26 protein-coding genes are annotated in these 24,875 nt (G+C 45.0%); 1 reads left to right on the top strand and 25 read right to left on the bottom strand.

Translation table 11 applies throughout. The annotated features are described in order from the left end of the window. Positions 1 to 101 precede the first annotated feature (101 nt). The 13 genes from MZO41_RS06875 to MZO41_RS06815 all read right to left on the bottom strand — a co-directional run bounded on the left by MZO41_RS06875 (position 102) and on the right by MZO41_RS06815 (position 12,266). Entirely contained in the window at positions 102 to 1,118 is a 1,017-nt protein-coding gene (locus MZO41_RS06875) for a hypothetical protein (RefSeq protein ID WP_015639959.1), read from the bottom strand. 52 nt (positions 1,119 to 1,170) lie between these two features. Continuing rightward, positions 1,171 to 2,193 (bottom strand): YdcF family protein, encoded by a 1,023-nt coding sequence (locus MZO41_RS06870; RefSeq protein ID WP_003642034.1) that lies wholly within the window; start codon positions 2,191 to 2,193, stop codon positions 1,171 to 1,173. A 288-nt stretch (positions 2,194 to 2,481) separates the two neighbouring features. Continuing rightward, on the bottom strand, positions 2,482 to 3,462 hold the full coding sequence (locus MZO41_RS06865) for a ribose-phosphate diphosphokinase (RefSeq protein ID WP_003643830.1): 981 nt from the start codon (positions 3,460 to 3,462) through the stop codon (positions 2,482 to 2,484). Between the two features lie 365 nt (positions 3,463 to 3,827). Beyond that, a complete protein-coding gene (locus MZO41_RS06860) occupies positions 3,828 to 4,652 on the bottom strand; it encodes a serine hydrolase (RefSeq protein WP_128650877.1) in 825 nt (274 codons plus the stop codon). Between the two features lie 235 nt (positions 4,653 to 4,887). Next, complete coding sequence (gene glmU, locus MZO41_RS06855) at positions 4,888 to 6,270, bottom strand: bifunctional UDP-N-acetylglucosamine diphosphorylase/glucosamine-1-phosphate N-acetyltransferase GlmU (RefSeq protein WP_003642031.1); 1,383 nt, start codon at positions 6,268 to 6,270, stop codon at positions 4,888 to 4,890. A gap of 68 nt (positions 6,271 to 6,338) precedes the next feature. Next, positions 6,339 to 7,175 carry a pur operon repressor gene (gene purR / locus MZO41_RS06850; RefSeq protein ID WP_003642030.1) on the bottom strand — a complete coding sequence of 279 codons (837 nt, stop codon included), beginning with the start codon at positions 7,173 to 7,175 and terminating at the stop codon, positions 6,339 to 6,341. 492 nt (positions 7,176 to 7,667) lie between these two features. Continuing rightward, positions 7,668 to 7,931, bottom strand: a complete 264-nt coding sequence (locus MZO41_RS06845; protein WP_003642029.1) for a hypothetical protein — start codon at positions 7,929 to 7,931, stop codon at positions 7,668 to 7,670. Positions 7,932 to 7,945: 14 nt separating this feature from the next. After that, the gene (locus tag MZO41_RS06840) at positions 7,946 to 8,488 is read right to left on the bottom strand and encodes an ankyrin repeat domain-containing protein (RefSeq protein ID WP_003642028.1); all 543 of its coding nucleotides are present in this window, start codon (positions 8,486 to 8,488) and stop codon (positions 7,946 to 7,948) included. 5 nt (positions 8,489 to 8,493) lie between these two features. Next, positions 8,494 to 8,610, bottom strand: coding sequence for a GH-E family nuclease (locus MZO41_RS06835; protein WP_225443011.1), 117 nt, complete (start codon positions 8,608 to 8,610; stop codon positions 8,494 to 8,496). 426 nt (positions 8,611 to 9,036) lie between these two features. Then, positions 9,037 to 9,198, bottom strand: a complete 162-nt coding sequence (locus MZO41_RS06830; RefSeq protein ID WP_003642026.1) for a hypothetical protein — start codon at positions 9,196 to 9,198, stop codon at positions 9,037 to 9,039. A 368-nt stretch (positions 9,199 to 9,566) separates the two neighbouring features. Further along, positions 9,567 to 10,364 carry a metal ABC transporter permease gene (locus MZO41_RS06825; RefSeq protein WP_003646500.1) on the bottom strand — a complete coding sequence of 266 codons (798 nt, stop codon included), beginning with the start codon at positions 10,362 to 10,364 and terminating at the stop codon, positions 9,567 to 9,569. Further along, entirely contained in the window at positions 10,357 to 11,055 is a 699-nt protein-coding gene (locus tag MZO41_RS06820; protein ID WP_003642023.1) for a metal ABC transporter ATP-binding protein, read from the bottom strand. Before MZO41_RS06820 ends, MZO41_RS06825 begins: the two co-directional genes overlap by 8 nt. A gap of 266 nt (positions 11,056 to 11,321) precedes the next feature. After that, positions 11,322 to 12,266 (bottom strand): alpha/beta hydrolase, encoded by a 945-nt coding sequence (locus tag MZO41_RS06815; protein ID WP_003642022.1) that lies wholly within the window; start codon positions 12,264 to 12,266, stop codon positions 11,322 to 11,324. A 45-nt stretch (positions 12,267 to 12,311) separates the two neighbouring features. On the opposite strand from MZO41_RS06815, the gene MZO41_RS06810 reads away from it, so the two are divergent. Continuing rightward, a complete protein-coding gene (locus tag MZO41_RS06810) occupies positions 12,312 to 12,494 on the top strand; it encodes a hypothetical protein (RefSeq protein WP_072539267.1) in 183 nt (60 codons plus the stop codon). Positions 12,495 to 12,575: 81 nt separating this feature from the next. Here MZO41_RS06810 and ispE read toward each other — a convergent pair whose 3' ends face one another. From ispE to MZO41_RS06750, 12 genes are all read right to left on the bottom strand, one after another. Continuing rightward, on the bottom strand, positions 12,576 to 13,442 hold the full coding sequence (ispE, locus tag MZO41_RS06805) for a 4-(cytidine 5'-diphospho)-2-C-methyl-D-erythritol kinase (RefSeq protein WP_003643828.1): 867 nt from the start codon (positions 13,440 to 13,442) through the stop codon (positions 12,576 to 12,578). A gap of 132 nt (positions 13,443 to 13,574) precedes the next feature. Beyond that, complete coding sequence (locus tag MZO41_RS06800; RefSeq protein ID WP_003642020.1) at positions 13,575 to 13,826, bottom strand: Veg family protein; 252 nt, start codon at positions 13,824 to 13,826, stop codon at positions 13,575 to 13,577. Between the two features lie 104 nt (positions 13,827 to 13,930). Then, the gene (gene rsmA, locus MZO41_RS06795; RefSeq protein ID WP_013355188.1) at positions 13,931 to 14,821 is read right to left on the bottom strand and encodes a 16S rRNA (adenine(1518)-N(6)/adenine(1519)-N(6))-dimethyltransferase RsmA; all 891 of its coding nucleotides are present in this window, start codon (positions 14,819 to 14,821) and stop codon (positions 13,931 to 13,933) included. Next, positions 14,818 to 15,381 (bottom strand): ribonuclease M5, encoded by a 564-nt coding sequence (gene rnmV, locus MZO41_RS06790; protein ID WP_022638211.1) that lies wholly within the window; start codon positions 15,379 to 15,381, stop codon positions 14,818 to 14,820. Before rnmV ends, rsmA begins: the two co-directional genes overlap by 4 nt. Next, positions 15,368 to 16,144, bottom strand: coding sequence for a TatD family hydrolase (locus tag MZO41_RS06785; protein WP_003643825.1), 777 nt, complete (start codon positions 16,142 to 16,144; stop codon positions 15,368 to 15,370). The genes rnmV and MZO41_RS06785 overlap by 14 nt, the downstream gene beginning before the upstream one ends. 122 nt (positions 16,145 to 16,266) lie before the next feature. Beyond that, positions 16,267 to 17,451, bottom strand: coding sequence for a multidrug effflux MFS transporter (locus tag MZO41_RS06780; protein ID WP_003642016.1), 1,185 nt, complete (start codon positions 17,449 to 17,451; stop codon positions 16,267 to 16,269). Between the two features lie 232 nt (positions 17,452 to 17,683). After that, complete coding sequence (gene metG / locus MZO41_RS06775) at positions 17,684 to 19,735, bottom strand: methionine--tRNA ligase (protein ID WP_003643823.1); 2,052 nt, start codon at positions 19,733 to 19,735, stop codon at positions 17,684 to 17,686. Positions 19,736 to 20,056: 321 nt separating this feature from the next. Further along, positions 20,057 to 20,446: an NUDIX hydrolase gene (locus MZO41_RS06770; protein ID WP_003646492.1), complete on the bottom strand. Its 390-nt coding sequence runs from the start codon at positions 20,444 to 20,446 to the stop codon at positions 20,057 to 20,059. A gap of 596 nt (positions 20,447 to 21,042) precedes the next feature. After that, positions 21,043 to 21,885 carry a DUF72 domain-containing protein gene (locus tag MZO41_RS06765; RefSeq protein WP_003642012.1) on the bottom strand — a complete coding sequence of 281 codons (843 nt, stop codon included), beginning with the start codon at positions 21,883 to 21,885 and terminating at the stop codon, positions 21,043 to 21,045. Beyond that, positions 21,885 to 22,589 (bottom strand): NAD-dependent protein deacylase, encoded by a 705-nt coding sequence (locus MZO41_RS06760; protein WP_003642011.1) that lies wholly within the window; start codon positions 22,587 to 22,589, stop codon positions 21,885 to 21,887. The genes MZO41_RS06765 and MZO41_RS06760 overlap by 1 nt, the downstream gene beginning before the upstream one ends. Positions 22,590 to 22,610: 21 nt before the next feature. Then, positions 22,611 to 23,570, bottom strand: a complete 960-nt coding sequence (locus MZO41_RS06755) for a hypothetical protein (protein ID WP_003642010.1) — start codon at positions 23,568 to 23,570, stop codon at positions 22,611 to 22,613. Beyond that, entirely contained in the window at positions 23,563 to 24,837 is a 1,275-nt protein-coding gene (locus MZO41_RS06750) for a hydroxymethylglutaryl-CoA reductase, degradative (protein WP_003642009.1), read from the bottom strand. The genes MZO41_RS06755 and MZO41_RS06750 overlap by 8 nt, the downstream gene beginning before the upstream one ends. Between the last annotated feature and the right edge of the window lie 38 nt (positions 24,838 to 24,875).

The following is a 24,875-nucleotide window of genomic DNA, read 5'->3' as shown; positions in this document are numbered from 1 at the left end:
TTTTATCACTGTTATGACCGTTACCCAGCGTTTTCTAAACAATCCAGTCAAACAAAAAAGTGACGATCAGTCATTACCTGATCGTCACTTTTTAATGCTGGTTATTCGAAACTACCAGTTGCACTATTTTCCTTAGTAACACTACCACTATCCGGATAATAACGATAAGTATCCGTTACTGTCTTGGAAGCAGAAGAACTAGACTCATTCGTCGCATAGATTGCGGTAATCTGATAATAAGCACTGGTCTCCTTAGTAATATTAAATTCGGTATCCGAAGTAAACGTAACACCGGACGCATCCTGAAACTGTTTGATGATCGCCGAAGTTGTCAGCTCTGAAGAACTACTGCTGGCAGACGCGCTGCTATTCGACGAACTCGTCATCGTTGAACTATCGGCACTAGTACTACTCGTACTGCTTGAAGACGTCCTACTATCACTCGCACTAGCCGCAGAACTCGAACTGACAACCGTTGAGCTATCACTACCAGAACTAGTTGATTGCGACGCCTCATAATTCATAATGGCTTGTTTCATTGCCAAAGCTTTTTTCTGTAATTTTTTGATAACCGGATGTGTGGCTTGCACATCGTCCAACTTATCAATATTGGCCTTCGCAGTGGCCAAATCATGAATACTTAATTCATCACGGGCAGCGTTATAGTAACCATTGGCTAGCTTGACCGCCTGGTACTGCTTGACGAGCTTTTGCCGAGCAGCAATAAAACTGGCGTCAGTCGTGCCATCATAACTACTTAACGTGTCAAAATAACCCTTTGCTAGACTGAGCTGATTATTATCAAGTGCTTCTTCAGCTTCCTGATAATACTTTAACCCAAGGGCTAACTTTTTGATCGCTGGAGTTGATTCAGAAGCACCCGCTAAAGTCTTCTGGGCAGCGGCAATTTTTTGTTGCGAAATTTGCTGATCAGCTTTGGTTAAAACGGCCGTTGTACTGTTACCAGTTGCGGTCGTTGCCGAACTTGCGGTTACGCCTCCGGTATTTTTGGCACAGCCTGAAAGTGTAATCAATCCGAGTAGGACGATTACAATCAGTGGCCAAGATGATCGATAGGCATGATCCACGGCAAACCCCTCCTTTTTATCATTCTCCATTATACCATTAATCGCAATGTCATTTTTTTCAAAGCTCTGAGTAGCGGCTTTGTTAAATTAACCTAACTAACGCTGCGACATAATAAGCCGCTAAACCAAGTACCACCACTAAGTTGGCCCAGCGATACATCACAATTAAGGCCAAGTATTCCCGAAACATAGCAAACGGTAAATAATACAGTGGCGTATGCGCCCCGATTCCCGTTAGGTTCAGGTGCAGTTGCCGAGCAAAAATATTAGCCCGTAAAACGTGATAGCCACTCGTGACAATCACGGCGCGATAAAACGGTTGTTGCCGCACAATTAATGCGTGCGAAAATTTTAGATTTTCAATTGTCGACGTTGACCGATTTTCTTCTTGAATGGCATCACGGGGGACCCCTTGATCCACTAAGTACTGCCGCATTGCGGTACTCTCCGCCATAACCTCATCCGGCCCCTGACCACCAGAAACAACGATCGTGATTGGTTGATGATAACGCGCCCGTTGCACCCGGTAGTACTTCGCTGCCGTCTGAAGCCGATATGCCAGTGTTCGCGTTGGCTGCCCATTTGGCATCAACCCTGCTCCTAAGACGATCATATAATCGATCTGTCGATGACGTCCTAGTCGGGTCATGACGCAAGCTAATAGATACGCGATAAAGCTGAACGCAAAATACGCCGTCAATAATAACGCTAGGCCTAATAACTGCCACAAGCGTCGCGAATGCCAAACTCCTAAGTTGATTACTGATAAGACCAGCATTATGACTAATACACCACCGACGATTGCTAGCAAGCTGTAATGAAACGCCCAGCCCTCCTTGCGAATCAATCGGTAACTATACCTGACAAAACTAATGCCCACAATCAAAATTACAATTGGCAACAACGTATAAGCCAAGATTTTTGCACCGACCAACATGAATTGCCAAGTAGGACTTGCCTGCGCACTGAATCGATGGTAAGCGCTTAACAAAATGCCAATGACTGCAATCAAAAAAAGATGTCCCGTTAACCAATGCCGCCGGTCCGTCAATTGCAAGGTCAACGCACTAGCAAGGGCCAAACTACCCCAATAAAACGGTGTCATCGCAACACCCCCTTAACTTATATTGTAATCATTTTAAGGATTCGTGCTAGTGTTTATGGATAAAAAAAGGACGCCGGTAGCCCGACGTTGGTCCGTTATCCGTTCCGCGCCATCACCTAATTAATGTTGAAGCACGCCAAAACGAAAGATTCGTTGATATACAGCGTCCAGTCCAACTTTGACTAGGTCACAATGCCCACCAAACAACACCTTTACTCTATCACTTTTAGAAATTACTGCAACTTAAAAAGCGTCAAATCAGCAATTGCCAATTTGACGCTTCGTCAATTAATTTTCTTCGTTATGGAAACGATTCTTAAATAATGGACTAACTGGTTTATTTTCATGGATAAACTTGATTGCTTGACCCATTAATTGACCAACTGAAACTTGTTCGATCTTATCGATTCGCTTAGCAGCTGGTAATTCAATTGAATCCGTCACAACTAATTTCTTAATTGGTGACTTTTCAATCCGTTCGATGGCAGGACCAGACAGAACTGGATGCGTACAACTGGCGTAAACTTCAGTTGCGCCCGCATCAACCAGTGCCTGTGCACCTAAAGTAATCGTCCCAGCCGTATCGATCATATCATCGATCATGATGGCCCGCTTACCCTTGACATCACCGATAATATTCATAACTTCGGCAACGTTGGCCCGTGGTCGACGCTTATCAATAATCGCGATTGGTGCCTTCAAGAATTCAGCTAATTTACGTGCCCGAGTCACACCACCATGGTCAGGTGAAACAACCACAGCATTTTCATCCAAGTGGTGGTTCAGGAAGTAGTCAGCTAACAGCGGCGCACCCATCAAGTGATCCAACGGAATATCGAAGAAGCCTTGAATTTGGGCAGCATGAAGATCGAGTGCCAAAATCCGTGTTGCACCGGCTGTTTCCAGCATATTTGCAACTAACTTAGCGGTAATTGGTTCGCGAGAACGTGCTTTCCGATCTTGACGCGCATATCCGTAATAAGGAATAACCACGTTAATGGTCTTAGCACTCGCGCGACGTAGGGCGTCAATCATGATCAATAGTTCCATCAAATTGTCATTAACGGGAGCGGAAGTTGATTGAATGATATAAACTTGGTCACCACGAATACTTTCCTCAATGTTAATGCGAATTTCGCCATCACTAAAGCGATCGACCGAAGTCTTACCCAACTTAACCCCAACGGCGTCCGCGATTTTTTCTGCCAATGGTTTATTTGAATTCAAAGCAAAGATTTTTAACTTTGGATCAAAATACTGTTCTGACATAATTTCCTCCATTCGAAAATTTATTACTTACTAAATAATAGGCATTTTGCTAGTGAAAATCAAGTCCCAACAACAAGGCAAAATTGCGTGAGACTGGGCTGGAAGCACGACTTTCGGCAATCTAAGCCCCTTCGTGATTAAAGATTAAAGTTTCGTGAGCCCCGATTACCGAACAATCTTAGTTAATGAGACCGCTATCAGTTGTAATTGGTACTGACACACGCATTGTACCAGTTATTGCCTTAGTTGGTACTTGACCGCTGCCGTTTCTCGCGTTCAAAAGTAACCAGTCCTAGAAGTCGGAATAGAGCGCACACCGGCTGACGAACAGGGATCTACTAAACTGTTCAGTTATCTAAACACACTCAGTGGTGCTGATTTAAATAAGTCACGACATCGCGCCCCAAACGATTCATCCCTTGATATTGTTGGTACTGCTTGCCATTCTGGGCCATGACGACAATGCTATAAGTGCCTTGTTTGGTCTTAAAAATGGCCGCGTCGTTTTGGACACCCTTATCGGGATATTCGCCAGTTTTATTATAGACCGTGGCGTGTTTAACTAAGTATGGTAGCTTGCTGTGGTTGCGACAGCCCTTAAGTAAGGTCAACATCTTCTTATCATACGTCTTACCTAATAACTTATGTTGATATGTCAGCGTTAAAAAACGAGTTAGATCAGCCACCGACGTGTAATTATCGCGTCCCCAGCGTAGCGCGTTCGTATCAAGCATATACCGTTGTAAAACCGTCTGCTTGAATCGATAATGCTTAATGGCCGCATTAACGCCCCTGAAGCCCCCCGCACGTTTGATCAACCGGTTAGCCGCGTTATTATCGGAATTATGAATCATTAATTTTAAATCATTTTGATCTTGCTGTGTTAGCCGTAACTTTCGTTGTTGGACCCGTCGATAAATCGTCAGCATAACATAAACTTTGATCGTACTAGCAGAACGTTGACGAGTCATGCGCTGATTTCCCGTTTGCACGGTTAGTTTTCGTCGACCTAATCGGGTCACCTTGACCGACCAGCGCCCACCTAGTGATTTCAAATCACGTTGCGCGATTTTTTTAACGGCTGTTTGCTCACTTTTAACGCTAGTTGCGTGTACTGGTAATGCCCAGCTCCAACCGCCAAGCAATGCCAGACCACAAATAAGGCCGCGAATCCACTTCTTCGTCTGCATCTAAATGCCTCCAAACTTCCCCGTCCCGTAAACTCCTCGCCAATTATACCAATTTCGTGACTTAATTAAAATCACTCAGTTGCCCTGAACTGACACAGTCAAATCAACTTTGTCCTATTTAGCAGCTAAATAGCCCTTATTACACCACAAGTCACGCCGATGAGCTAACAAAAAGAGACCATCCCAGCAACAACGCACTTGGATGGTCTCTGAATTCAATTATCAATGATAATAATTACATGTTTTCTGGTTCATGTGGTAAGCGGCCCCAGAAGTCAGGCTTGTTCGTCTGACGTGCCCGGGCAATTGCCATATCATGGAAGTTAACATCATCAGTAATGGTCGAACCAGCCGCGATAAACGAGTGGTCAGCCACTTCAACTGGCGCAATGATGTTCGAGTTACTACCAATAAAGGCGGAATCGCCGACATTCGTGTGGTGCTTGTTGACTCCGTCATAGTTAACGAAGACCACACCACAACCAACGTTAATATCTTGACCTAACGTTGCGTCACCAACATAAGTCAAATGGCCGACCTTGGTCCGATTACCGATCTTAGCCTTCTTGACTTCGACAAAGTTACCAAGATGGACGTGTTCACCAATCTCAGCTTGCGGCCGCAAATGGCTATACGGGCCAATATTGCTGTCAGCGTGCATGATGGAATCTTCCAAGAAGGAAGCCGTCACCCGAACACGATCTTCAATCACCATGTCATGGATCTCGGAGTGCGCGCCGATGAAGCAATCTTCACCAATTGTCGTATGGCCCTTGATCAAGACGCCTGGTTCAATAATCGTATCAGCACCAATCTTAACGCCCGCATCAATATAGGTATCGTCAGGGTTGATAATTGAAACCCCATTTTCCATATGCTGCGCGTTGATCCGTTGTTGCATCACTTTGGTTGCTTGGGCTAGAGCTGCACGGGTATTTACCCCCATTGATTCATCAAAATCATCCATTTGATAGGCGGCGACCACATCACCCTGATTCTTCATGATCTGAATCACGTCAGTCAAATAATATTCGCCCTGTGCATTATCGTTGGTCACTTCATGTAAGGCGGCAAACAACTTCTGATTATCGAAGCAGTAGACTCCCGTGTTAATTTCATGAATTTCTTGTTCTTCCTTAGTCGCATCCTTTTGTTCTACAATCTTTTCAACGATGCCTAACCGATTGCGAACAACCCGGCCGTAGCCTTGAGGATTAGGTGCCTTGGACGTTAAAATCGTGCCAGCGGCACCCTTAGCTTGATGATATTCAAATAATTCTTCAAAAGTTTCAGCTTTAAATAAGGGTGTGTCGCCACTGACGATCAGCGTCATCCCATCCGCATCTTTTAAGAGCGATTCGGCTTGTAATACTGCGTGACCGGTTCCTAATTGTTCCGTTTGAACCGCGTACTCAGTTCGGTCGCCTAATGCTGCTTCCACATCTTTGGCACCGTGGCCTACAATGGTCACGATATTTGCCATGTGGGTGGCTTCAACTTGGGTCAAGACGTGGTCGACCATCGATTTGCCACAGACCTGATGTAATACTTTGACTAGCTTGGATTTCATCCGGGTCCCTTTACCAGCGGCCATGATGATTGCATTTTTGGTTGTCATTACAAATTACTCCTTAGTCCTCAGATAAGTCCATCATATCAAAAAACTGGTCTGGATAACACACCAGGCTAGACTTCCGCACCGAAAACCTTCTCCAAATAGTTACCAGCAACGACTTTAATCGCCTTGTCACTATCACTTACGTTGGTTACCCGTAATAACGACGTGTAGTCATCGATTAAACGATTGCCAACAAAACTGGCTTCGGCAAAAACGGTGATGCCAATTAAATTAGCATCAAATTCTTCAATCAAGGTCTTCATCCCGTTGATTGTGCCGCCGCCCTTCATGAAATCATCCACGATGAGCACGTTGGCGCCTTCCGTTAGGCTTCGCTTAGAAAGTTCCATCTTCTTGATCCGTTCTGAAGAACCCGAGACATAGTTCACACTAACGGTCGAGCCTTCCGTAATTTTAGAATCATTGCGGACAATCACAAACGGCACATTTAAATAAGTCGCAACACTTTGGGCAATCGGAATTCCTTTAGTTGCAACGGTCATAACAGCGTCGATTTTTTGATTCAAGTACTGAGTCGCAATCACCCGACCCACTTGGCGCAAAATATCTGGTTGGCCTAAAATATCAGATAAATAAACATAGCCACCCGGTAACACCCGACTCTTGTCGGCAACCTTAGTGGTCATCTCGTCAATAAATTCTTGGGCCTCTTCCTTTAAAATATAAGGAATAAACCGTGCACCACCAGCAGCACCGGGAATGGTTTCCAAGATTCCTGTTCCCCGGGCCTGAAACACTTTCTTCAAAATCGTTAAATCTTCACTGATTGACGACTTTGCGGATGCGTACCGTTCCGCGAAGTATGTCAATGAAACTAATGTATGGGGACGTTCCAACAAATAGCGCGTCATATCTATTAAACGTTCGCTTCTACGTACTTTCATAACTTCCACCTCAACCTAAATCATCATTTTTAAAGTCTATGCAAAATGATAACACAAACGTTCGGAAATAAGCTAATTTTTTCACGTTTTTTTACTAAACCATCGGAATTTCTTAATATGTTTGCCAATTATCTTGTCTGTACAGCTCATATTTGGCGAATTCGAGAACAATAAACTTAGGCAACTTATAACGGAGTAGATACGGAATGTGCTAGGGGAATCCATCGTTCACACGACGTAGCGTCCAGAAAGTTCGATTGATTGGTCGCTACTTACACCTAAAAAGCCCAGAACGAGTAATTTTGGAATCGTTCTGAGCTTTCAAGCAATTTATTTTATTGGCTTCTGCTTATTGAATCGTTGTCGTCCCCAAACAATAGGATATAGACAACAGTAATTACCAAATTACCGACTAAACTTTTCTATAAAATAACCGATACTCGGCAATTAGTCCTTGTCGAATATCGGTTATCTTAATCTGACTAATTCATGTTACTTATTGGCCCGGTGCTTACCCCCAACAAATAAGCCATAGTAAATCAAACTGAATAACAAGCTACCGAGTAATGACGATACTAGCCCATGTGTCGTAGTTTGTGTCATCACAGCTAAGATTGCTCGAACAGCAAAGTAAGCTACTGGAATAATAGGGCCAACAAAATTAGATTGATTCCTTTTTCCCAGTAAATAACTCCAGTATCCTAATCCCAGCGTAATTCCTATAATTACTACTCCAATAATTATAATCGTTGCCATTTTTCAACCTGCAATCATTTTTTGCCGTTTTCATACTCTTTTACAATATCTAAAAAACCAGTCCTCTCGTTGGTTTCTCGTGCATAATCTATAATGGATTTCCCAAATGGATCACGCAAACGATAATCTGAGCCCGCCTTTAATAGATAAAAATATAACTCTTCATTTTCCTTAGTATCCAAATCATTATCAAAAACCGCATAAAACAGTGGTACATGTCCATACTTATCAACGCTATTTACATCGATGCCGTTCTCGACTAATAGTTTCGTAATTTCCATAGCAAACTTAGGATTTGGACGCCATACACAATTGTAAAAATAATGTAATGCGTTTCGATGTTCACTCTTGGTGACAAAGTTAACATCAATACCTGCTTGTAACAAGAAATGAACAATCTTTAACTTTTCCTCAGGATTGTCATCGTTTGTCATTGCCATGCATAATAAATTAAGTCCTTCAAACTTATCAGTCTCATCCACATTGCCAGAATAATAATTTTTAAACTGATCAAATGTTCCATCTCTTACCGCACTAAAAGCATTGTAAACTAGCACACTTTTTACCTCGTTTCATATTTATGACTCCGATTAGCAGACGGAGTTTCTAATCTAGAGTTTTTGGGATTAAATTGAAAATCCTTCAATGTCATCTTCCTATTTTTATATAGATTGAACATTTCCTTATAAGACTTACCCGGTAGATGTCCGAAATCGACCTTTCCTTTTCGGGGTTAACCCGGCTTCCAATGTATCACTTGTTTCGTATTTCGATCAATAAGCACTCCATCTTTAGCTTGCCTATTATATACTTCCCGCTCGAATTCGAGTTTTTTCTTCCCGGTTAATGTTGGTCGTCCATAAGGTTTTCCGTTCCTAATATAAGAGCCATTTTCCAATGGGACATTATTTGTCTTTTTATCTTTCCCATCTTTTGAAGATTTCTCCTTGCTAGATTTCTCCTTTTTCCCATGACTATCTTTATTCTGCGAGGATTGTTTTCTCTGAGAAGCTTTTCTTGCCTTGCCCGCAGCTTTTTTCTTATTGTAGCGCTTCTGTTGTGCTTCTTGGTCTTGTATTTTGTCGCATGAGAAGTCTTTTTGGGCTTAGACTTTTGATGTCCCATGCTTGGTCTTTGTAGTTTTGTGAGACTTCGTGGCTGCTTTCTTGGTCGTCTTCCTAGCCGGCTTACGTTTGGCCAATTCCTCAGCCGCACGCTTCATTGCCTGCTTAGTTGCCCGACCGGCACAAAGTTCAAGGCTGTCCAAAACGCACCCTTCAAACGAGAACGCCTCTTACCAGTAGCGCATCTTTCCCCGTAATAATGGTATAAATATCATTATACCCAATCATATCCGTCAAAAACGAAATGATACCTTTACTGATTCCCGTCCTACGACTAAGTGTGGCAATTACAGCGCTACCCTTGGACTTATGCTTTTAGAAGACTTCTTGTGTGACTTGCCCCCCACGCAAACGAAAAGTTGCAACCCCAACACGAACAAAAAACTAGCCGCTCTAGAATTCCCAATGAATTCCAGAAACGACTAGTAACATTTTAGCGTGTCACAACGAACCACTTAATTCTGTAAACTACCTACTTTTAACGTGATACAGCTGAACAAGAATAGCTCCACTAGCTTCCGACCCGAAGTCGCTGATAACCCAGCGCGGCAAAGTAGAAGATACACTCGATTGCAGCGATGAAGAAACTGACTGGTAAATTCGTGACGTAACTCAAGTACAGCCCCAGCCAAACCCCAATCAACGCGAAACCAATCGCTAGAAAAATCATCTTGCTAACCGTATGGACAAAGTATCGCGCTGCCGCTGCTGGTAACGTGAGTAAGATAAAAATCAGTAATGACCCCACAATTTGGGCAGCCACGCTGACGCTCATCGCAACGAGTACCAAGAAGACCACTGAGATGCCGGTCGTCCATAAGCCGCTCACCCGGGCGCCAATCGCATCGAAGGAATCAAATTTGAGTGGCCGGTACAAGCCCAACATCACGAGTAGGACGATGGCCGATAAGATTGCGACCCGGATGACATCCGCACTGGCAATCCCAATCACACTCCCAAACAGGATGCTCGTCGCATAACTCGAAGTTTGATTAGATAACGACAGGAATAGAATTCCTAAGCCGATAAACAGAGCGGAAATTGCAGAAATCGAGGCTTCGCGTCGTGATTGTTTCACACTCATCTGCCCCACGATGACCGAACTAATTACGGTAAAAATCAGCATCCCACTCAACGCGGTCCAGCCCATAAAAATCCCGAAGGCTGCACCGGCAAACCCAATTTCAGACAGTGTGTGTGTCAGAAATGAGAGGTTCCGGGCAATCACGAAAACGCCAATCGTCCCACAAATAATTGCAATAAAGGTTCCTGCTAAGTAGGCGTTTCGCATAAATACTAAGCTAAACATTGACATTAGTGGCCTCCTTTAATTGCTCTACTGACATATCAGCGATATTGCCAAATTGCTGGTGGCCGGGCTTTAAGGCCAGATAATGTTTGGCGTATTGCTTCGCTAATGGCAAGTCGTGCGTCACAAAGAAGACGGTAATGTTGCTAGTTTGGTTTAAGTTCTGAACGAGGTCCAACAATTCATACTTCATTTCATTGTCCAGACTAGCCGTCGATTCGTCTAAAATTAATAGCTGCGGTTGTTGCACAATTGCTTGTGCTAAGTAAGCCCGCTGCTTTTCACCACCAGAAGCCATCCCAAGCGGTCGCTGACGGAGTTTCTTCAAATTGGTCACGGCTAATGCTGTCGCTACCTGACGATGTTCAGCTCGAGACAGCCACGGCTGCCACCCTTTTAGGTTCAGCCCGACAAAGTCCTCAATCGTTAACGGATACTCCTGGTCTAAGTTGCGAAATTGGGGCACGTAGCCAATTTTAATGGCTTTTTTATTCGGATAATACTTAATTTGACCGGCTGTTGGCTTCAGCATGCCAAGCAAGGCGCGAATTAGAGTGGTTTTCCCCACCCCATTCTCACCAATCACGGTCAAAAAGTCACCTTGTTCAATGTTAAAATTCAAATCTTTAAACACCTGGTTGTTTGGAAAGCCAATTCCAAGGTGTTGGACGGCAATTAACGGTTCCGTCATAACACTACCCCAACTTTCTAAATTAAAGTAAATCGTAATGATTACTATTTTAGTTTACCTGAATGCGGTGATTTGTCAATACCTGAGTTCAAAATGCCGTAATCATTACCAGCTGCGGCAATCATCGGGGCCTAATCAAATAACACCTTGACCACTAGTTGAATGCGCTTATCACTAAGACGAGATTGCAAAAAAAAGACCGTTTTTACCGTTAAGCCGGTAAAACACGGTCAATTCATGTTTATCATTACTTTAATTTAAGGTGCTTAAGCCAACCCCGCCTGCTCATGCAAGAATTCATCCAACACTTCTTGATAGCGATCCGGGTGCGTTCGGATGGCTTCAACGTGACCAGCATCGGGGTCGATATACAGGCCCTTTTGTTGTGGTAACTGGTCGTACAAGGTATGTGCATTGCGGACAGGCACCGTCTGATCCTTGGAACCATGAATCATCAAGATCGGTAACCCACCATCAATCACCCGTTGCAGAATCCGGCCATCCTTAAACCCATAGCCCGCGCGAACGTGTGCTAAGCGATTCGCCACCGGCATAATCGGATAGGCTGGCAAGTGGAACTTATGAGTCAGTCTGAACTTCGCTTCATCATAAAGATCCGCATAACCGCTATCCTCCACAATAGCTTTAACATTCTCCGGTAACGGCTCACCACTAGTCGCCATGACCGTGGCGGCCCCCATCGAAATTCCCATCAATACGATGTCAATATCCAGACCTAATTGACTAAGCGCCATCGTAATCCAACGTTCATAATCTAGTCGGTCTAGCCAACCATAACCAATCGTATGGCCTTGACTATCACCAAATGACCGGGCATCAGGCATTAAAACGTCATACCCCAAGCTCATAAAGATGCGCGCATACGGAATCATTTGTTCGCGCGAATGTCCTAGACCATGCGCCAAAATCGCCAAGCGGCCAATTGTTTTCGGATTAGGGATATATGTTGCCACTAAGTTCAGCCCATCAAAGGACTGGATCATCCACTGCTGTTTAGGCTGCTTGAAATACCAAAAATTCTCAATTTCAGTGTTTTCTGCCCGCGAACGTTCGCGGCCCTGCTGCTTCTGTGCGTCACTCACGTGCATCGCGACTTGATACGCCGCTAAGCCACCAAGTAACGTTCCCGCATAAGTTGCAGCACCAATGACGCCCGCCAATTTCAATCCAAATTTTGTCGACTGCTTCATCCGAACACCTCCGTTACTCCTTATTTAATCATAAACGCGCATAAATTGCTTACAAAAAGAGATTGCGTTGTCCAAATAACCGATGATGCGTTGAAGGCAACGACCATCTTCGTGTGTCAACCTGCAAGCAAAGCCGCGGCTACTCGCATTCCGGTGCCAATTGCACTGCTACACCATCTCTGGCTGGACACAGGTCGTGATGACAAATGGCTCAGCGCTACCGTTTAAGCGTAGCAGTAAATTAGAGACTCGGCTCACCTAACCCCGTACCAATAAAAAAAGCCCACCATCACGGCGGACTACTACGGTCTAATGTTCATTTAAATTAACTGGCCGCACAAGGTATACTTCCCGACAAAAACCCTTCAAGGAATTATACACGCGTTGCGCCCGCGATTGTTTGCGACACACGCCGAACACAGTTGGTCCGGTGCCGCTCATCTGGGCCGCATCCGCCCCAAACGTTAACAATTGCCGCTTGATCTGTAAAATCTCGGGGTAGCGTTTTGCCGTGATTGGCTCTAAAACGTTGCCCATATTCGCAAAAATCTCCGCGAAATCCTGCTGTTGAATACCAGCCAACAAGGCCTCAATATTGGGATGCTGGTCGATGCGCTCGTAATTGACCTGCCGCAAAATATTTGGCGTTGACACACTGACTTTCGGCTTCGCTAGAATAATCCACATCGGCGGCAACTTAGGTAGCGGGGTGACTACATCGCCTTTTCCCGTCACGTGGGCCGTCTGACTGTAGACACAGTATGGCACATCTGAATCTACTTGCAATCCCAAACGTGCTAACGTGGCTAAGTCCAAGTGGAGATTCCACATCCGGTTCAAGCCCCGTAAAACAGCGGCGGCATCAGATGAGCCGCCTCCTAGACCAGCCGCTACCGGAATGGCCTTTCTTATTTTGATACGGACACCCCGATCAACATGACAATACCGTTTTAAAACGCTCACCGCTTGAAAAGCTAAGTTACGGCGATCATTCGGCAAAAAGCCACTATCGGTGACCACTTCGATTCGGTTCGTATGCAATGATTCTAACATGACATAGTCGGCCAGATCGACCGACGTCATCACCATGTCCCACTCTTTATCCCCATTTGGATGTTCAAATAAGGTATCCAGTCCTAAATTGATTTTGGCCGGTGCTTTTTCAACGATCTGCACGCGTCTCACCCTCTTCCATGACCGCGATTACCCGGGGTCGCTGACTTACTTTGATACAATTATACTAATATCAAGGCAAAATAAAAAGACCTTGCTTGGGGGTCTTAATATTGAGAATTCACGAGACGCGAATTAAGCTTCAGTTGTTTCATCATCAAAAGCGATTTGAACGTTCTTTGTCAGAACATCAGTATAACTGTAGGAGACCCGTTCAAATGCGTTTTCTTGTTGATCTAAATCCACAACGAACACCGAACGATAAGTTTCTTTCAAGATACCGTGGCGTTCAGTTGTTTTCTTACGGCCAGCCTGGGCAACGACCTTCATGCGTTGGCCGATCCGTGAGTCAAGTTTATCTTTAATTGCAGCTAGTGAAATTGGCATTGAGAATCCTCCTCATGAAAGACACTATACTAGCTTTTCACAAAAAAGTCAATATTATATCACAAGGTTTTCTAATGTGCAACCATTTTATAAGCATAGATAACTTAAAGTAAGTCAGCCTGATGTAATGCATCCGTCAATGTAATAAATTCATCGACCGTCAACCGTTCGGCACGAATCTTGGGATCAATTGTCGCGATATCAAGAGCCTGTTGAATGGCCGTCTTCGTCTCAGGTTGTTTACCAAATAGGCTTTGCAAATTATTCCACAGATTTTTCCGACGGTGCGCAAAGCCCGCTTTAACGACCTTGAAAAAAGCTGCTTCGTCAAATGGCACGTGTGTCCGCGGTGGCAATGCCGTCAATTTCACGATTGCAGAATCGACATTCGGTGACGGCACGAAAACCGTCCGGGGAACGACCATCGCCATCTCAGCAGCCATCCGGTACTGCACAGCAATCGTTAACGCACCATACGCCTTCGTACCCGGTTCAGCTGCCAAACGGTCGGCAACTTCCTTTTGCATCATCACAACAATATTTTCAAAAGCAACGTCCCCCGCCAAAATGTTCATCAGAATAGGCGTTGTAATATAATACGGTAAATTGGCGACGAGCTTCAACGGCCGCTCGTTATCTAAATGTTCACTGATCATCGCGGCTAAGTCGGCCTTCAAAATATCTTGGTTAACGACCGTTACATTGTCATAATCAGCTAGTGTCTCATCCAAAATTGGCAGTAACCGATCATCGATTTCAAAGGCCAGGACGTGGTGCGCAGCCCGTGCCAAATACTCAGTCAGTGCCCCGATCCCAGGGCCAATTTCAATCACGTTATCATTGGTTCCAATGTCAGCAGTGGCAACAATGTTGTGTAACACGTTCTGATCAGTTAAAAAATTCTGTCCTAAACTCTTCTTAACTTGTAACCCGTACGTATGCATAATTGCCCGTGTGCGGGCGGGACTCGCAATATCTAAATCTCTACTCATCATTTCTCCTCTGTGGTTAGTTGGTCAACAGCCGCCCAAAAATCAGCTGGCTGAATTTGAAATAGTTGCAACCGTTTGGACAACTGTTTGCCGTTGACGTATCCGATACCTAAACGTTCACCCAATTGTTCGCGTCGTTGACGTGCCGTGGGACCAGCTAGTAAGCCCGCCGCAATCAAATCATGGTGACTGATTAACTGTTGGGGCTCGTCGATTTGCTCCGTATATAGATGGGCGAGTGCAGCTTGGATCGCCGCTGGGCTCGCGTGTTCAACGCCCAGGCTCCCCCCAGCCTTAGTTGGTACACCAGCTTTGCGGGGCAAAAAGGCGTGCTTGACACCCGGAACAGCCGCCGAAATCGTCTTCCGAATACGTTCACCGGAAAAGTCTGGGTCGGTGAACACGATCACGCCGCGACTGGCCTGCAACGTTTTGATCTGGGCTAAGGTGGCTTCGGAAATCGCCGAGCCATTCGTTTCAAGTGTATCTGCATCGACAGCTAGGGCGAGCCGTTTCGTGTCATCTTTCCCTTCAACCACAATTACTTCTTTAATCTTTTTCAATCTTAAAAAATTCCTCTGCATTTTGATAAGTTTGGGCCGCTATAATTTCCGGCGTCGTTTCACGTAACTTGGCAATTGCTTCAACAACGTACCGCGTGTAACCGGGTTCGTTCTGCTTTCCCCGGTATGGTTCCGGTGTTAGATAAGGGGCATCCGTTTCAACCAGCATTTGTGTTAGCGGCGTTTGCTTGACGGATTCATGGACTTCACGCGCATTCTTAAATGATGCGACACCACTATAGGAGATATGCATACCTAAGTCCAAGAACCGTTTGAGCCACTCAGGGTCACCATTAAAACTATGCATGACGCCACCCGTGTCACGAATATCAGCTGCTTTCAAGATCTTATAGGTATCTTCGAAAGCATCACGATTGTGCACGGAAATTGGCAATTGCATCTCCTTAGCAATGGCGACTTGGCGGGCAAAGACTTGCCGCTGAACGTCTTGTGGCGACGTATCCCAATGGTAGTCCAGTCCAATCTCACCTAACGCTACGACTTTCGGGTGTTGGACTTGTTCAATCAACAACTTTTCAGCTGCCTGATCATAGTTTTTGGCATCTTCCGGGTGCCAACCAACAATCGCGACCAACTGAGGATACGTTTCCGCCAGTTTAATCGCATCGGCGTTCAGTTGTGTATTCGAACCAACGATTGCCATCCGCGTAACATCAAGGTCAGCCGCTTGTTGTAAGTAACGTGGCACTTCCTGGATGAATTCTTCACTATTTAAATGGGTATGAGAATCAAAAATCCGCATGTAATAACCCCTTTTCGACTTTTGTTATCTTAGTTGATTTTACCATGGGACGCAAGTTTTCGGAAAAGAAGACGGTAATTCTAAAATAAAAAGCCCGGGTTCCCCCAGGCTTTCAAGCAAAATCAATGACGTACACGCTGCCAATACAGCCCCGCGTACACCACCGTCATCACCGTGACTACGCCTAACATGTATACGGGCAATGTCACGACACTGCCGTGGTGGAGCAAACTCATTAAGTAAGTTAGCACACTCACTAGCAGATAATAACCCAGGCTAAACCAGCCACTAGCACTCCCCATCACCGTTTCATAGCCAATCAAAGCACGATTCAACGCGTTTGGTAGGGTGATGTTCAGACCTAAGAAGGCTAGAAAAATCCCAATCAGCATCCCAATGACGTGATTGCCAACAGCGGTCATCACCAAGCCAACTGCCGCTACCAAACTCAATCCTAAGCCACTTAAAGCGACCTGCATTGGTGACCAATAGTTGACAAGCCAATTCACTAGCAACGCGCCCAGCAGACTGGCCGCGGCTAAGACTAAACCGAGACTACCGTATTGCACAGCACTAAAGCCGAAGTGCGTTTCAAAAATAAACGGCGCTTCAGCGTAATAACTAAACAAAATACCATTAATACCACTAATCAATAGGCCGTAACACCAGACCACGGGATCGTGCAATAACCGTGAAACGACAACGCTTTGTTGCCGCCAAGAGGCCACTTTGACCGTTTCTGGTCGAGTCTCTGGCAAGCAACACCCCGCGTACAACAGTATTACGACTGCTATCATGATCAAGACCGAGAAGACATGCTGATAGCCGAACACAGTCTGGACGCCACCTCCGATGAGTGGCCCGAGAGCGGGTGATAGTGCCATGGCCGCACTCACCTTCGCAAAGATTTTTGCACCAGTAACACCCGTAAAGCTCTCACGCATGATAGTCTGTGTCACAACCGAACCAGCACTAGCACCGAAAGCTTGGATCAAGCGGCAAACCAATAACCAAGTAAAGCCCGGGCTCAGATATAACCCTAAGTTACCAATCAAATAAAAGGCTAATCCACCTAACATGGCATCACGGCGCCCGCGATAGTCAGCATATTGCCCCCAGAAGAGCACCCCAACTGCAAAAGCCACAAAATAACTGCTCATGGTTAGCTGGCTGTGGCTGGCGCTAACGTGCATTGCCTGACTGAGCGCTGGCAAGATCGGCGTAAAAATTGATTCACTGATTTGTGGAAAACCCACTAATGTGATTAACAGTAATAATGATGGCACTTGTTTTTGGACGTTTTTCATTTAATTAAGTCTCCTAAATTTAATTAATTTTCGGAAAAACGTCCTTTTCCATCTACGGAGACGCATACGAGAATCTGTTCATATTTCATATGTTCTCACCTCATTTCTTGTTCGTACTACTGTACGGGAGATTAACCCATTTGTCAAAAACAACTAAAATAACAATTGAATTACAAATAAAAAATCGAGCTCACTAGTCAGTGCGCCCGATTTTTTATTCAACATTTAGTTTTTACGAAATCAATGATCCGTTTACCATATTATCTGGTACCGTAATTAATTGCACCTGACCGTCGTGTTCTGCTGACAGTAACATGCCTTGGCTCATTTCACCACGAAGCTTCCGTGGCTTTAAGTTACCAACGATGATAACCTTCTTGCCAATCAGTTCTTCCGGTTCTGGATACCACTTAGCAATACCTGAAAGGATTTGGCGATGATCAGCATCTCCTGCATCTAAACGGAATTGTAGGAGTTTGTCAGCCCCTTTCAATTTCTGCACCGTAATGACTTCAGCAACTTTCAATTCGACCTTGTCAAAATCATCAATGGTAATCGCTGGTTTAGTGAGGTTCAAATTAGTCTCAGCTGGGTTCCAGCCTTGTTCGACTTCAGCTTCATGTTTCGCGTTTTCCATGGCTTTACGCCCCTTCTGTTTGTCGGATTTCGTCATCTTACCCTTCAAGAATTCAACTTCGGCATCCATATCGACCCGTGGGAAGATTGGGGTTCCCTTAGCAACGACTTGTGCGCCAGCCGGCAAATCAGCCAGTTGTAAGTCGGCAATTGCTAAAGTTGCTGGGTCCAACCCTAATTGGGTAAAGATTTCCTTAGGTGCATGCGTCATGACCGGACTGATCAAACTAGCAATCACCCGCAAACTAGCTGCTAAATGGGCCATCACACTGGCTAACTTATCAGCATCATTCGCATCGTCACTCTTAGCTAATTGCCAAGGTGCCGTTTCATCAATATACTTGTTCGTCCGACTGACCAACTTCCACACTTCAGCCAGCGCATCTGATAAATGCAGGCTGTCCATGCAAGCGTTGAAGTTCTTAATAGTCGTGGCAGCTGTGGCTTCTAAGTCAGCGTCAAATTCAGTCACACCGGCTTTGAATGCTGGTAATTGACCATCTTCATATTTATTGATCATCGCAATGGTCCGGTTCAGCAAGTTTCCCAAGTCATTAGCCAAGTCATAGTTAACCCGCGCCACAAAGTCCTCTGGTGTGAATAAACCATCGTTACCATAAGGCATGGCTTTAACTAAATAATAACGAAGCGCATCCAAGCCGTAACGTTCAACCAATGTTTCAGGATAAATCACGTTACCCTTAGACTTGGACATCTTGCCGTCCTTCATCAATAACCAACCATGACCAAAAACCTTCTTAGGTAATGGTAACCCGAGTGCATGCAAAATAATTGGCCAGTAAATCGTATGGAAGCGCACGATTTCTTTACCAACCATTTGAACATCGGCAGGCCAGAACTTGTTAAACAAGTCTTCAGAGTCGCCGGTTGCGTAACCCAGTGCCGTAATATAGTTTGTCAGGGCATCAATCCACACGTAAACGACGTGCTTAGGATCACTCTTGACAGGGACACCCCAAGTAAAGCTCGTCCGAGAAACGGCCAAGTCTTCCAGACCTGGTTTAATAAAATTATTGATCATTTCGGTCATCCGATTAGCTGGTTCAATAAAGTCAGGATGACTTTGATAATAATCTAACAACCAATCTGCGTACTTACTCATCTTAAAGAAGTAGGACTGTTCTTTAACAAGTTCGACTTCATGACCACTGGGCGCCTTACCACCAATAACCTTGCCGTTATCATCACGGAAAACTTCAGCCAGCTGCGTTTCAGTGAAGTATTCTTCGTCATCAACGGAGTACCAGCCTTCGTACTCACCTAAGTAGATGTCACCATTTTTAAGTAACCGATCGAAAATTTCTTGGACCGCGCGTTCATGATAATCATCGGTGGTCCGAATAAACTTATCATTAGAGATTTCTAGCAATTGCCATAAATCCTTGATTTGTTTTGCCATCCCATCAACGTATGACTTCGGATCAGTGTTCAATTTTTCTGCTTTTTCTTCAATTTTGAGGCCGTGTTCATCCGTCCCGGTTAAGAAGTAAACATCGTAACCCATCGCACGTTTGTAACGTGCTAAAGTATCACACGCAATTGTCGTGTATGAATTACCGATGTGCAACTTCCCCGAAGGATAGTAGATCGGCGTCGTAATATAATAAGTTGGTTTTGTTTCTGCCATGACGTAAATTCCCTTCAAACTGGTTTATGATTAACTCGTTAAGCATGTCTTTGATTAAAATCCATGAACAAATCACACGCGTCCAAACAACACGTCTTGGTCTAAAATAACATGTTGCTGGGCCAATGTGTAGAATCTCTTATATTGTATCATATTTCCTGTGTTTATTAAGAAACACTAACAAAAGAGTTCCCCACACGCAAAGATCGTGGCAGACTAGTCAACTGTGCACCATGCTTCAAATGGCCCAACCAACCACCACAAAATAACCGATTAAAATCACGAGTTGATTTTAACCGGTCATTTATTGGTAATCTATTATTATTCAACAACCCACGAATATCGGGCCAGCGCTTCACGAACGACTTCCGCGATCCGGCTATCGTCCGGCCGACACCACTTATAATCATAAACTTCCGAGTCGACTTTGAGCGCGCCACTCCCCGCAACTAAAAAACAATTTAACTCGACTATTTTTCCCGGTTGATTATAGGCCGTACCACGGTGGGTGAAGGCCCACTTAAACCGATCTGGCGACACAACTAATGACAACTCTTCTTTTAATTCTCGCTGCAGAGTCTGTGTTAGCGTCTCTCCCACACCGACCTTGCCACCAGGAAAATAATAAGCTGTGTTTTTTGATTCCCGTGTTAATAAGACTTTTCCATCAGCGCAGAAAACCCCATTTGCGCAAATAATATCCGGTTGCATACCCAATCCGCCCCAATCTATATTGTTATGACCTAACATTCGATTCTCAACAACACTTCAACCTGCCATAACTATCTGCAACTCACATAGTGGCAGGCAACTACTTAGTTGCTTGAACTGAAGTCAGTGTATCTTAATCACGCACTTTTCTCAATCACCCTAATTCACCTAAGAATCATGAATTAAGGTACTTATAACTGCCTAGTTTTAAGGCAGTCCCAAGCCATCGTATCCACGACCAACGAGATAATTATTACCAAAACTAAACAGGAATTTACATAAACTACTTCTTGACTTTACACTAACTTTACTTCCAAATGATGTATCCCAACCGTTCGCTTTCAAATCAGATGGCTAAGGCCATATTGATTAACTAAGGTGTAAGTGCAAAAAAATGTAGCGGCAGCTCACATTATTGAATGTCCGAACTACCGCTACATTTTTAGTTGTCATGATTCATCAATTAAAGAATATTCAACCGTACGACCAAATTTCAACGGTTCACGGTCATAGTGACTGTATTGAGCCAACATAGTAATTCAACTGATAACTCGTTCAATTAAGCAAAGTATCACATCAATCACTCATAAATCATTTTAAAACAAGTCCAGTTGATGCGGTCCTAAATCACCAAACGAAACGCCTAGCAACTCTTTGAGTGCCATCGCGTTATCGGCCGCGTCACCACCAGAATTATTATTAAAGATGACGCAAACCTCGTCCGCCTGCTGTTGTAACTGTTCCACCGTTTGCTTGAATTCAGCTAGTTCTTGATCACTATACCGATATAAAGTCCGTTGGCTACGCCAGTTAGCGCCCTTGGCTGACCAGCCCTGCTGGTTACGACCATGTAAGCGTAAGAGTGCCAATTTCGAATTCGTTACGACCGGCTCGAAACTAACGCCATCATTTAAAGCGTGCGGCTCATCGACAATCACATGGGTAATCCCCAGATCCTTCAGAAAACTAAAGACCGCATCTTTGACACTCTCCTCGTACCAACTCTGGTTACGAAATTCGACTGCGATTGGAACACCGGGTAACCACTCGACCATCCGTTGTAGGTAATGGAAGTTGCGGTTCGACCGTTCAAAAAACGGCGGAAATTGGAAGAGCACCGCTTTTAATTGCTGGTGCTGCGTTAACGGTTTGAGCATCGCACGGTATTCCCGATAAGCTGTCTTTAGCGCATCCATCGAGACCCCTTCGTCATAAGTATCATGCAGCGTCATCACCTGATTTGCTTTCAAAATAAACTGAAACTTATCAGGGACGGCCTTTTGCCACTTCGCGACCGTCGTCACTTTCGGAATACCATAGAATGGCGTGTCCACTTCGACGACTGGTAGGACTCCCGAATATTCAGTTAAGGTCAGCTTTTCAGTACCACCCAGTAAACTAGGGTGTTCCGTCCAAGTTGTTAAGCCAATTGTTATCATCAGACCTGCACCCCCTCGAAGAAGTCGACCGCATCTTGTTGCACCATCGTAAATGCAAATGGCAACTGGAGCGGTTCCGCATTGATTGCAAGCACTTGAGCCTTCGGATTACGATAGTCAATTAGGCCGGCGAACGGGTACACCCGAAACGAGGTCCCACAAATAACGACTAGGTCAGCCTGCTGTAAATATTGAACTGCCCGTTCGATATTGGCACTCGCAATCCCCTCGTCGTACAACACCACGTTAGGCCGTAAGTAGCCATGGTCTGTCTGATGGTAAGGAGACTTCAAATACTCATGCCAATCGACATGCTGACCACACTTGGTGCAGTAGACCTGATAGAGATTACCGTGAAATTCAACGAGCTGAGCCGTTTTAGCCACCCCATATAAATTATCAATATTTTGTGTAATCACACTGGCCCGCCCTTGCCGAGTCAGTGCCGCCATCTTTTGATGAATCACATTCGGTTGGGCGTCTGGATAATATAAATTTGATTGTAAATATTGATAAAATTCCAGCGGATGCTCCGCCAAAAACGCGTGGCTTAAATAATACTCCGCGTTATGGTGTTCGGTATACAGTCCATTTTTAGACCGGTAATCAGGAATTCCCGAGGGCGTCGAAACGCCGGCCCCCGTCATAAAAACGATATGCTGAGCTTGTTGTAAAGTTGTTTGTGCTGCTGTAATGTCACTCATTCTGACATCTCCCTGCTTAGCTTACCGTAACGTATAGGGTAGATTCATTTCTTGGAATAATTCTTTGACCGTCTTATCGTACACCTCTTTGAAAAAGGCATCGCTCTTCTTTTGCGCCGGTGCTGGTAGGACAAACGCATTCTGACGGTCACTCTTATATAACCCAATGTACGCTCGGGTATGTTTATTTTTATCTAATAGATCTGAATGGTAAACGTCAAATAACTGCCGGACTTCCAGCCGCTCTTGCCGTTCACTGAGCACACTCTGAACGGTCACAAATTCCGTTCCGTGTAGGACTGGTAAATGCCAAGCCGTCATCTGATCATCAAAAGCCTTGAACAGCTTTACTACGGCACGCCGCATCGCGAACGGGGTGTCAACTGGCTTCTGACTGATTACGGCGTATAGCTTCTGTGCAGCCGGCCAAGCTTGTGGATAGGCCGTTGTCACCTTTTGCAAATCATCAGCTGGTAATTCACCATTAAAGAAAACGAGTAGGTCAGTCAATGTTAATAACCGTAACGTCATCATCGCATCCGCCTTGCCCGCAGGTTCCGGTTCGATTGTGGCCGCCACACCTTGCATGTATAGCGTTTCAATTTGCTCATCGATTAAGTTATGTTCCCGTTGTTTGCGTACGACCAAGACGTGGCTCACCATGTCATAAAGTTCCATAGCGATTGCCATCAATTGTTCGTCCAGTTGTTGATCACGCGTGGTTAAATTAAAGGTAATCTGTGGAAAGCCTTGTAATAACAATAATAGATGTAATAATTCATGTGACGCTGTGTAATTAGGAGCCGTAATATCGCTAACCCGAACGGTCAGGTCACCATCATCTAACACTTGTTGTGCTTGATCATGGCGGACGTAACCCGCTTTTGTGTCACCAAAACGAACACTAATATTGCCCGGATATAACGAATTGGCGGTACTTAATAAATCTGTAACAGTTTGGTTCAATTTAATTTCAGTCATCAGTCTCTTCCTTTGTTTGCCGCAATTCCGCAATGAGTTGTTGCGTGGTTGCGAGGTCTTGTTGAGATGCTAATTCAAGTCGTTGTAAGATAACGGGGAGTTCCTCAGGAGTCGCTCCCGCTGCCATCGCGAGCGATTTCAACTGTAGGTGCATATGGCCCTGCTGGATACCAGTCGTGACCAAGGCGCGTAAAGCGGCTAGATTTTGGGCTAACCCGATGGCAACCATAATTCTTTCCAAATCACCCGCTGTTTGAATACCTAATATTCGTTGATTCAACTGGGCTAACTCGTTAATTTTGATTGAACCGCCCACAATGCCAACCGGTAGTGGCAATTCCAGTTCACCATGCAGCATCCGACCATCACTGGTCCAGGTACTCATGCCACGATATTGACCGTCCTTAACAGCATAGGCGTGTGCCCCACTCTCCAAAGCGCGCCAGTCGTTGCCACTAGCAATAGCGACAGCATCAATACCGTTCATGATACCTTTATTATGAGTCGTGGCCCGGTACGGATCAAGCTGAGCGACCGTACTGGCCGACGCAATCTTCTGGGCAACTAGTTTGCCGGCATACCGCCCAGCCTGTAATAATCCGACCGGAATGTCACAAATGGCCTTGACTAAGCTCGCCGTTGCATAATTCGATAGAATACTCATTAAAGCGTCCTGCTTCGTCATCACACCGATGGACTTTGCCACGGCTTCCAACATACTATTGAGCATATTGGCCCCCATAGCAGCCTGCACATCAACGAATAGGTCAATTGATAAATAGCCTTGTCCGAGAACACGCGTACGTAGGCGCCGAGCGCCACCACCTCGTTTTTTTAAACTGGGATGGGCCGCATCAGCTACTTTTAATAATGCTGCAGCGTGGGCTTCAATCACGGCAGCGGTTGCAGCCGGATCAGACAACTGCTCCAGAACGATTTGACCAATCATTTCACGTTGATTAAGGACGGTCGTGAAGCCCCCTGCACGCTTGACAATTTTAGCGCCATTACTTGCTGCCGCAATAACAGAAGGTTCCTCAGTAACCATTGGAACAATGTGATCCACGCCATCGACGACTAAGTTGACAGCCAACCCCATCGGTAATGGGTAATCCGTCAAATAATTCTCAATAATTTCATGATGTTGTGGTAAATAATATTGTTTAAATAACGCCTGTTCAGCTGGCGTTAAATGGGCCTGTTGCGCCACGATGGCAGTGCGTTCCGCCCAATTTTTTTGATAAAAGTGCCGAAAATCAGCTGTCATATTCTCATTCCTATTCTCTCCATTCGACTCATCTACCG

This window comes from Lactiplantibacillus sp. C232, assembly GCF_023806725.1.
GTDB lineage: Bacteria > Bacillota > Bacilli > Lactobacillales > Lactobacillaceae > Lactiplantibacillus > Lactiplantibacillus plantarum.
This window is presented reverse-complemented; position numbering and strand designations above follow the sequence as displayed.

Bases quoted from the DNA above. Each gene is read 5' to 3' on its own strand.
- MZO41_RS06875 (WP_015639959.1), bottom strand. From the start codon at position 1,118: ATGGAGAATGATAAAAAGGAGGGGTTTGCCGTGGATCATGCCTATCGA.
- MZO41_RS06870 (WP_003642034.1), bottom strand. From the start codon at position 2,193: ATGACACCGTTTTATTGGGGTAGTTTGGCCCTTGCTAGTGCGTTGACC.
- MZO41_RS06865 (WP_003643830.1), bottom strand. From the start codon at position 3,462: ATGTCAGAACAGTATTTTGATCCAAAGTTAAAAATCTTTGCTTTGAAT.
- MZO41_RS06860 (WP_128650877.1), bottom strand. From the start codon at position 4,652: ATGCAGACGAAGAAGTGGATTCGCGGCCTTATTTGTGGTCTGGCATTG.
- glmU (WP_003642031.1), bottom strand. From the start codon at position 6,270: ATGACAACCAAAAATGCAATCATCATGGCCGCTGGTAAAGGGACCCGG.
- purR (WP_003642030.1), bottom strand. From the start codon at position 7,175: ATGAAAGTACGTAGAAGCGAACGTTTAATAGATATGACGCGCTATTTG.
- MZO41_RS06845 (WP_003642029.1), bottom strand. From the start codon at position 7,931: ATGGCAACGATTATAATTATTGGAGTAGTAATTATAGGAATTACGCTG.
- MZO41_RS06835 (WP_225443011.1), bottom strand. From the start codon at position 8,610: ATGTTCAATCTATATAAAAATAGGAAGATGACATTGAAGGATTTTCAA.
- MZO41_RS06825 (WP_003646500.1), bottom strand. From the start codon at position 10,364: ATGTTTAGCTTAGTATTTATGCGAAACGCCTACTTAGCAGGAACCTTT.
- MZO41_RS06820 (WP_003642023.1), bottom strand. From the start codon at position 11,055: ATGACGGAACCGTTAATTGCCGTCCAACACCTTGGAATTGGCTTTCCA.
- MZO41_RS06815 (WP_003642022.1), bottom strand. From the start codon at position 12,266: ATGAAGCAGTCGACAAAATTTGGATTGAAATTGGCGGGCGTCATTGGT.
- MZO41_RS06800 (WP_003642020.1), bottom strand. From the start codon at position 13,826: ATGCCAATTTCACTAGCTGCAATTAAAGATAAACTTGACTCACGGATC.
- rsmA (WP_013355188.1), bottom strand. From the start codon at position 14,821: ATGATGAGTAGAGATTTAGATATTGCGAGTCCCGCCCGCACACGGGCA.
- MZO41_RS06785 (WP_003643825.1), bottom strand. From the start codon at position 16,144: ATGCGGATTTTTGATTCTCATACCCATTTAAATAGTGAAGAATTCATC.
- MZO41_RS06780 (WP_003642016.1), bottom strand. From the start codon at position 17,451: ATGAAAAACGTCCAAAAACAAGTGCCATCATTATTACTGTTAATCACA.
- metG (WP_003643823.1), bottom strand. From the start codon at position 19,735: ATGGCAGAAACAAAACCAACTTATTATATTACGACGCCGATCTACTAT.
- MZO41_RS06770 (WP_003646492.1), bottom strand. From the start codon at position 20,446: ATGCAACCGGATATTATTTGCGCAAATGGGGTTTTCTGCGCTGATGGA.
- MZO41_RS06765 (WP_003642012.1), bottom strand. From the start codon at position 21,885: ATGATAACAATTGGCTTAACAACTTGGACGGAACACCCTAGTTTACTG.
- MZO41_RS06760 (WP_003642011.1), bottom strand. From the start codon at position 22,589: ATGAGTGACATTACAGCAGCACAAACAACTTTACAACAAGCTCAGCAT.
- MZO41_RS06755 (WP_003642010.1), bottom strand. From the start codon at position 23,570: ATGACTGAAATTAAATTGAACCAAACTGTTACAGATTTATTAAGTACC.
- MZO41_RS06750 (WP_003642009.1), bottom strand. From the start codon at position 24,837: ATGACAGCTGATTTTCGGCACTTTTATCAAAAAAATTGGGCGGAACGC.